Genomic DNA, 7,061 nt, shown 5'->3' on the forward strand with positions numbered 1-7,061 from the left:
TTGATCAATATAATTGTAGAGCTGTCAAAATATCTGATGATAGCCCTGATGCTGGTCTATACATTTGAATGTTTTGCAGTATTTAATTACACAGATGAGTATACACAGAGAAGTATTTTCAGAAAGCAGAATGTGCTGATGTTTCTGCTTCATATGATTGCATTTCTGGTGATGTATCTGCAGACAAATGAAACAAAAATGATCGGATTTTACGGGATGCAGGTGGTACTGTTTCTGGCGGTCATTTTGCTGTATACAATAATTTACCCGCGGGTGTCGCGGCTGGTTGTAAATAATATGTGTATGCTGATGGCAATCGGCTTTATTATGATCACCAGACTTTCGTATTCGCTTGCGGTAAAGCAGTTCCTCATTGTCAGTGCATCTGTAGCGATAAGTCTTGTGATCCCGGTCATCATCCGGAAGGTAAAAGCTCTGTCAGAATGGAAAATATTCTATGCAATTGCAGGTGTTGTAATGCTTGGGGTCGTCATCATTGTAGGACGTGTGACTGGAGGAGCGATGCTGAATGTTGCAATCGGAGGTTTTACCCTTCAGCCATCTGAGCTTGTGAAGATCATTTTTGTATTTTTCGTTGCGGCGAGTCTGAAGACTGATACTTCATTTAAGAATATTGTGATCACAACGGCAGTGGCAGCAATGCATGTGCTGATCTTGGTTGTATCAAAAGACCTTGGTGCGGCGCTGATCATTTTTGCTGTATATCTGGTGATGCTCTATGTGGCAAGCAGACAGCCGCTTTATGTACTTGTCGGACTGATTGCAGGAAGTGGGGCATCAGTTGTGGCATATAAATTATTTAACCACGTCCGTGTGCGTGTACTGGTATGGAAGAATCCATTTACCGTTTACAATGAAGGTGGTTATCAGGTGGCACAATCCTTGATGGCGATCGGCACAGGAAGCTGGTTTGGAATGGGACTTTTTCAAGGGGCGGCAGATCAGATACCTGTTGCAGAGTCAGATTTCATTTTTTCGGCAATTGCGGAGGAAATGGGACTGATTTTTGCACTTGGTCTGATCCTGGTATGTGTCAGTGTTTATATGATGTTTCTGAATATTGCGATGCAGCTTCGGGACAGCTTTTATAAACTGGTGGCACTGGGACTTGGAACCTGTTATATTTTTCAGACATTTCTGACGATCGGAGGAGTGACAAAGTTCATTCCGTCTACCGGAGTGACACTTCCGCTGGTAAGCTACGGTGGAACCTCCGTCCTCAGTACGATCATTATGTTTGCGATCATTCAGGGACTGTATGTATTAAGAGAAGACGAGGAAGAAGACATTGAAAGAAAAAAATTACAGAGAAGACGAACTTCCAGATCTGGATCAGCAGCTGGAGAGCCTGCCAGACGAGAGCGGATATCACGACCAAAAGAAGAAGGCAGAAGGGAAAAGCCGCAGCAGACGAACGGATGGCGAACCGAAGAAAAAGGCCGAACGCAGCCGCCTAAAAAACGGACAGCGGCGTCCGAAAGAAACACAGGCAGAAAGAAGCGGAGCCAGTAAGAAAAAAGAGAAGCAGATGACCAATAAAGAACTGACGAGAGTTACTTATATTTTTGTAACACTGTTTTTGGTACTGATGGGATATCTGGTTTATTTTAATGTGGTAAAAAGTAAAGAGGTTGTCAACAGCACGTACAATATCCGTCAGGATCTTCTTGCGGACCGTGTGCTGCGTGGCAGTATTACAGATAAAAATGGAGAAGTGCTTGCACAGACTGTGACAAATGACGATGGATCGGAAACACGGGAATATCCGGAAGGAGAAGTGTTTGCACATGTTGTCGGATATGCCGCAAAAGGAAAATCCGGACTGGAATCCTCACAGAATTTCAATCTTCTGACTTCAAATGCCTTTTTCCTGGAAAAGCTGGCGAATGAATTTAAAGACCAGAAGAATACGGGAGATACGGTGGTCACAACCTTGGATGCGAACCTGCAGAATGCAGCATATAATGCACTGGGAGATAACAAAGGTGCAGTTGTCGTGATGGAGCCAAGTACAGGGAAGATCCTGGCAATGGTATCGAAGCCGTCTTTTGATCCGAATAATGTTTCGGAAAACTGGGATGCACTGAACAATGACGAGAACAGTTCGCTTCTTAACAGGGCTACACTTGGACAGTATACACCGGGGTCGACATTCAAGCTGGTGACAACACTTGCTTTTATGCGGCAGAATCCAGATTATAACAATTATTCGTTTGAATGTAACGGAGAATTCTCACAGAATGGGGCAACGATCCACTGCTATAACAGCACTGCCCATGGGGAAGAGAATCTGACGGATTCGGTTGCAAATTCCTGCAATTCTTCGTTTTCAAATATCGGGCTGCAGCTGGATAAGGCAGAATGGAGAAAGACTGCCAAACAGATGCTGTTTAACAGCAAGCTTCCGGGTGATGTGAAATATAATGAAAGCAGTTTCCGCCTGAAAACAGATGCAGGAGATGCAGATACGATGATGACTGCAATTGGTCAGGGAAAGACACAGGTCAGTCCGTACCATATGGCGATGCTCGTTTCGGCGATCGCAAATGGTGGAAAGCTGATGAAGCCGTATTTGGTGGACAAGATTACAAATTATGCAGGCACAACGGTGAAAAAATATATGCCGGAAAGCTACAAAGAGCTGATGACATCATCTGAAGCTGCACAGCTTACGGAATACATGAAGGCGGTTGTGGATTATGGTACCGGAGCTGCGCTTTCAGGTGCGTCTTATACAGTGGCAGGAAAAACCGGAACTGCTGAGGTCAGTGAAGATGGAAATACAGTACATTCCTGGTTTGTCGGATTTTCCAATATGGATAATCCGGAGCTGGCGATCAGCGTCTGTGTCGAGGATGCGGATACGGCGACCATTACTGGTGTCAGTGTCGCAAAGCAGGTGTTTGATTCTTACTATAATAATTAAAGGTCGGGGAGACAGCGCACATGAGGTTTTACAAAAATCTTTATGTCAGTGAGAGCATGGCAAAAAAGAAAGAAAAAGTGATTGCAAAACTGAATAAAAAAAAATATCCGTTGAATACTTATGTGATCGCACTGATCGAAGAAGGGGAAAATCAGCTGGAATTTTATTCGATGTTGATGTTCCGCCAGGGAAGTGTGATCGATGATGATATTTTCGCAGTTGGTCTTGCAAGCGGATATGATGATGCGCTGTATCTGGTAGAAGAGATCGCGAAGGAAGTTTATGAAAAAACAGGGGATCTGGATATCCGGTCCTACATCAGAGAGCGGGAGAGGGAAGAAGCATGATTCTACATATCATTGGATTGATTTTGAAGATTATCGGGATTCTTCTTCTGGTGATTCTTGGAATCCTGCTACTTGTGATCGGTGTCCTTCTCTTTGTACCGCTGAGGTATGAACTGCGTGCCGAGTTTCCGGGGAAGCTGGAAGATGCAGAGGGGAATCTTAAGATTTCATGGCTGCTTCATCTGATTGCAGGAAGAGTGGAGTATCGGAACGGCGATGTGAAATGGCAGGGGCGGATTGCCTGGAAGAAGTTGGGAGATGTTCTGGAAGCGGAAGATAAACCGGTGAGAAAGAAGGAGAAAAAGCCGGATGGCGGAAAAAAAGCCGGTGCGGAGAAGGCCAGTGAGAGAACGGCAGAAAGAAATGATGCGGCAGATGTAAAGAAGCCGCAGACGCTGCCGGAAAAGAGAGCCGAAAGCGGAACGTATGCAAAGCCAGAGCATACGGACGTGAAAGATGAGAAGTCCAAAACAGAAACACAGGGAAGTCCTGACACGAAGGTGAAAACATTTTCAGAAAAAAAAGAAGAGAATGCTACACCGGAAAAGGAAAGTGAATCCAGAGAAAAAAAGGATGTTCATGGCGAGAGAGGATTCGGAAAGGCTCACAAAACTCCACGAAAGCGGAAGAAACCAGTCAAAGCATTTGGAAAACTGATCCGAAAGCTCAGTCAGAAGCTTCGTGAGATCCTGGAAAAGATCAAATGTACATGGAAGAATTTATGTGATAAAATAAAAAATATCGCAGATAAAAAAGATAAAATTCTGGAGTTCCTGGAACAGGAAAATCATAAAGCAGCTTTTGCACGTGGCAAAAAGGAACTGGTCTGGGTGAAGCGTTTTCTGAAGCCGAAAAAGCTTCGCGTAAAACTGCATTTCGGTTTTGAAGATCCTTACCATACCGGACAGGTACTGGCACTTTGTGGAATGTTTTATGCATTTATCGGAGAAAATATGGATCTGGAACTGGATTTTGAAAAGCGGGTACTGGAAGGTTCCGTTTATGTAAAAGGAAGACTAAGAACAGTTCATATGGCAGTATTTGCAGCAAAGATGCTGCTGGATAAGAATATCCGCAGCACTTACCATGATATCAGGGAGTTTAAATGGTAAAGCATTTGATAGAAAATAACAGGAGGAATCGAAAAAATGGCAGTAGATAATCAGTTTAAAGAGACAGTAGATGCATTGTTTAAGGGGATGAACGGTGTGGTATCATCCAAAACCGTTGTAGGAGATGCAATCCACATCGGAGATACGATCATTCTTCCGCTTGTTGATGTATCTTTTGCAATCGGAGCAGGGGCATTTCATGCGGACAAAAAGGACAGAGGAGCCGGCGGACTCGGCGGAAAGATGATCCCGAGTGCGGTGCTTGTGATCCAGAACGGAACAACCAGACTGGTCAACATCAAGAATCAGGATACCATGACCAAGATCCTGGATATGGTCCCGGATGTGATCGACCGTTTTAAATCCCCATCTGAGGATAAAATGACCGAAGAGGATGTGGCAGATCTGTTAAATGAAGCAGATTCTCCGGAAAATCAGGAATAGACGTAGGTTTCTGGCATATATTTATTGTAAAAGAGGAAAAAGCAGGAACGAAGATGAAACGGGTATTTGGTTTTGCACTGTTTTTTGTGGCACTTGGTATGGTGATCATGATGTTCATTCCGAGCATATTTATCGGAATTCTGATCGTTCTGCTGTGCCTCCTTGTCGGATATCAGCTTTTTTGCTGTTGATTTTGAAAAAATATGAGAACCTGCAGGGGAAACCCTGAAAAAAGCCTTGCGTATGCAGGGCTTTTGTGATACAATGCTAACGTTGCAAAAAAACACGTGTGTGGTTTATCCCGGTGGTGCCAAAGCTGACAAGCATGGTTCGCGGACATAAGCACACGGAAGTAAAAAACCAATGGAGGAAAGAAACATGAGCGTTATTTCAATGAAACAACTTTTAGAAGCAGGTGTTCATTTCGGACATCAGACAAGAAGATGGAACCCTAAGATGGCAGAGTACATCTACACAGAAAGAAATGGTATCTACATCATCGACCTTCAGAAATCTGTAGGAAAAGTAGATGAAGCTTACCAGGCAGTATCTGACATCGCAGCAGAAGGTGGAAAGATCCTTTTCGTAGGAACAAAGAAACAGGCTCAGGACGCTATCAAGACAGAAGCAGAACGTTGCGGAATGTACTATGTTAACGAAAGATGGCTTGGAGGAATGCTTACAAACTTCAAGACAATCCAGAGCAGAATCGCTCGTCTGAAAGAAATCGAAGCTATGTCAGAAGACGGAACATTCGATGTACTGCCGAAGAAAGAAGTTATCGAAATCAAGAAAGAATGGGAAAAGCTTGAAAAGAACCTTGGCGGAATCAAAGAAATGAAGAGAATCCCGGATGCTATCTTTGTAGTAGATCCTAAGAAAGAAAGAATCTGTGTTCAGGAAGCTCACACACTTGGAATCCCGCTGATCGGTATTGCTGATACAAACTGTGATCCGGAAGAACTTGATTATGTAATTCCAGGAAACGATGATGCTATCAGAGCTGTAAAACTTATCGTATCTAAGATGGCTGATGCTGTAATCGAAGCAAACCAGGGCGAAGCAGAAGAAGTTTACGAAGGCGAAGACGTAGAAACAGCTGAAGAAACAACAGAAGAATAATTCGAACAATCCAAAAGATCATATTGAAAGATGGAGGAAAAAATCATGGCAATCACAGCAAGCATGGTAAAAGAATTAAGAGAAATGACAGGCGCTGGTATGATGGACTGCAAAAAAGCTCTGAACGAATCTAACGGAGATATGGATGCAGCAATCGAATACCTCAGAAAGAACGGCGAAGCTAAGGCTGTTAAGAAAGCCGGACGTATCGCAGCTGAAGGTATTGTTATGGCAGACGTTAAAGAAGATAAGACAGCAGCTATCGTAGAAGTTAACTCTGAGACAGACTTCGTTGCTAAGAACGCTGATTTCCAGGCATTCGTAAAAGCAGTTGTTAATCAGGCACTTACTACAAAAGCTACAGATATGGAAGGATTCATGGCTGAAGCTTGGAACGAAGATGCTTCTAAGACAGTTAACGATGCACTTACAGAAAAGATTTCTGTAATCGGAGAAAAGCTCAGCATCAGAAGATTCGAAAAGATCGTTACAGATGGTTGTGTAGTATCTTACATCCACGGTGGCGGACGTATCGGTGTTCTTGTAGAAGCTGATACAGCAGTTGTTAACGACGCTGTTAAAGAAGCTCTGAAAAACGTAGCTATGCAGGTAGCAGCTTTAAATGCTAAGTATGTAAGCCAGGCAGACGTAGATGCTGATTACATCGCACATGAGAAAGAAATTCTTCTTGCTCAGATCATGAACGACCCGAAAGAATCTCAGAAACCGGAAAAGGTTATCCAGGGAATGATTTCCGGACGTATCAACAAAGAGATGAAGGAAATCTGTCTGTTAGATCAGGTATATGTAAAAGCTGAAGATGGAAAACAGTCTGTAGCTAAATACCTTGACGAAGTTGGAAAAGCTAACGGAACAACTATCACTCTGAAGAAATTCGTTCGTTTTGAGACAGGTGAAGGTCTTGAAAAGAAAAATGAAGATTTTGCAGCTGAAGTTGCAGCTCAGATGAACGCATAATCTTACAGTTCGCATAAGAATTTGAACCGTATCATTATCATGTAAATCAACGAAAAACCTTGAATTTCCTATGAAAATGGGATGATTCAAGGTTTTTTTGCGTATTGGGGA

The 7,061-nt window shown here is 43.2% G+C and carries 8 protein-coding genes; all 8 read left to right on the forward strand.

Annotated elements, in window-relative coordinates:
• The 8 genes from PG418_RS03610 to tsf all read left to right on the forward strand — a co-directional run bounded on the left by PG418_RS03610 (position 1) and on the right by tsf (position 6,950).
• The gene (locus PG418_RS03610) at positions 1 to 1,533 is read left to right on the forward strand and encodes an FtsW/RodA/SpoVE family cell cycle protein (protein WP_498837075.1); all 1,533 of its coding nucleotides are present in this window, start codon (positions 1 to 3) and stop codon (positions 1,531 to 1,533) included.
• A gap of 16 nt (positions 1,534 to 1,549) precedes the next feature.
• The gene (locus PG418_RS03615) at positions 1,550 to 2,947 is read left to right on the forward strand and encodes a peptidoglycan D,D-transpeptidase FtsI family protein (protein ID WP_498837084.1); all 1,398 of its coding nucleotides are present in this window, start codon (positions 1,550 to 1,552) and stop codon (positions 2,945 to 2,947) included.
• Positions 2,948 to 2,967: 20 nt separating this feature from the next.
• A complete protein-coding gene (locus tag PG418_RS03620; protein WP_368276419.1) occupies positions 2,968 to 3,294 on the forward strand; it encodes a hypothetical protein in 327 nt (108 codons plus the stop codon).
• Entirely contained in the window at positions 3,291 to 4,406 is a 1,116-nt protein-coding gene (locus tag PG418_RS03625; RefSeq protein ID WP_368276420.1) for a DUF2953 domain-containing protein, read from the forward strand. Before PG418_RS03620 ends, PG418_RS03625 begins: the two co-directional genes overlap by 4 nt.
• A gap of 36 nt (positions 4,407 to 4,442) precedes the next feature.
• Positions 4,443 to 4,850, forward strand: coding sequence for a GerW family sporulation protein (locus PG418_RS03630; RefSeq protein ID WP_055155563.1), 408 nt, complete (start codon positions 4,443 to 4,445; stop codon positions 4,848 to 4,850).
• 53 nt (positions 4,851 to 4,903) lie between these two features.
• Positions 4,904 to 5,041, forward strand: a complete 138-nt coding sequence (locus PG418_RS03635) for a hypothetical protein (protein ID WP_008375213.1) — start codon at positions 4,904 to 4,906, stop codon at positions 5,039 to 5,041.
• A gap of 187 nt (positions 5,042 to 5,228) precedes the next feature.
• Positions 5,229 to 5,972 (forward strand): 30S ribosomal protein S2, encoded by a 744-nt coding sequence (gene rpsB, locus PG418_RS03640; protein WP_044999249.1) that lies wholly within the window; start codon positions 5,229 to 5,231, stop codon positions 5,970 to 5,972.
• A gap of 45 nt (positions 5,973 to 6,017) precedes the next feature.
• A complete protein-coding gene (gene tsf, locus PG418_RS03645) occupies positions 6,018 to 6,950 on the forward strand; it encodes a translation elongation factor Ts (protein WP_044999250.1) in 933 nt (310 codons plus the stop codon).
• Positions 6,951 to 7,061 lie beyond the last annotated feature (111 nt).

Source organism: Bariatricus sp. TF06-38A (assembly GCF_027690675.1).
Taxonomy (GTDB): Bacteria; Bacillota; Clostridia; order Lachnospirales; family Lachnospiraceae; genus Allocoprococcus; species Allocoprococcus comes.

Excerpts from the sequence above, each read along its gene's own strand:
- PG418_RS03615 (WP_498837084.1), top strand. The coding sequence starts at position 1,550 with ATGACCAATAAAGAACTGACGAGAGTTACTTATATTTTTGTAACACTG.
- PG418_RS03620 (WP_368276419.1), top strand. The coding sequence starts at position 2,968 with ATGAGGTTTTACAAAAATCTTTATGTCAGTGAGAGCATGGCAAAAAAG.
- PG418_RS03625 (WP_368276420.1), top strand. The coding sequence starts at position 3,291 with ATGATTCTACATATCATTGGATTGATTTTGAAGATTATCGGGATTCTT.
- PG418_RS03630 (WP_055155563.1), top strand. The coding sequence starts at position 4,443 with ATGGCAGTAGATAATCAGTTTAAAGAGACAGTAGATGCATTGTTTAAG.
- PG418_RS03635 (WP_008375213.1), top strand. The coding sequence starts at position 4,904 with ATGAAACGGGTATTTGGTTTTGCACTGTTTTTTGTGGCACTTGGTATG.
- rpsB (WP_044999249.1), top strand. The coding sequence starts at position 5,229 with ATGAGCGTTATTTCAATGAAACAACTTTTAGAAGCAGGTGTTCATTTC.
- tsf (WP_044999250.1), top strand. The coding sequence starts at position 6,018 with ATGGCAATCACAGCAAGCATGGTAAAAGAATTAAGAGAAATGACAGGC.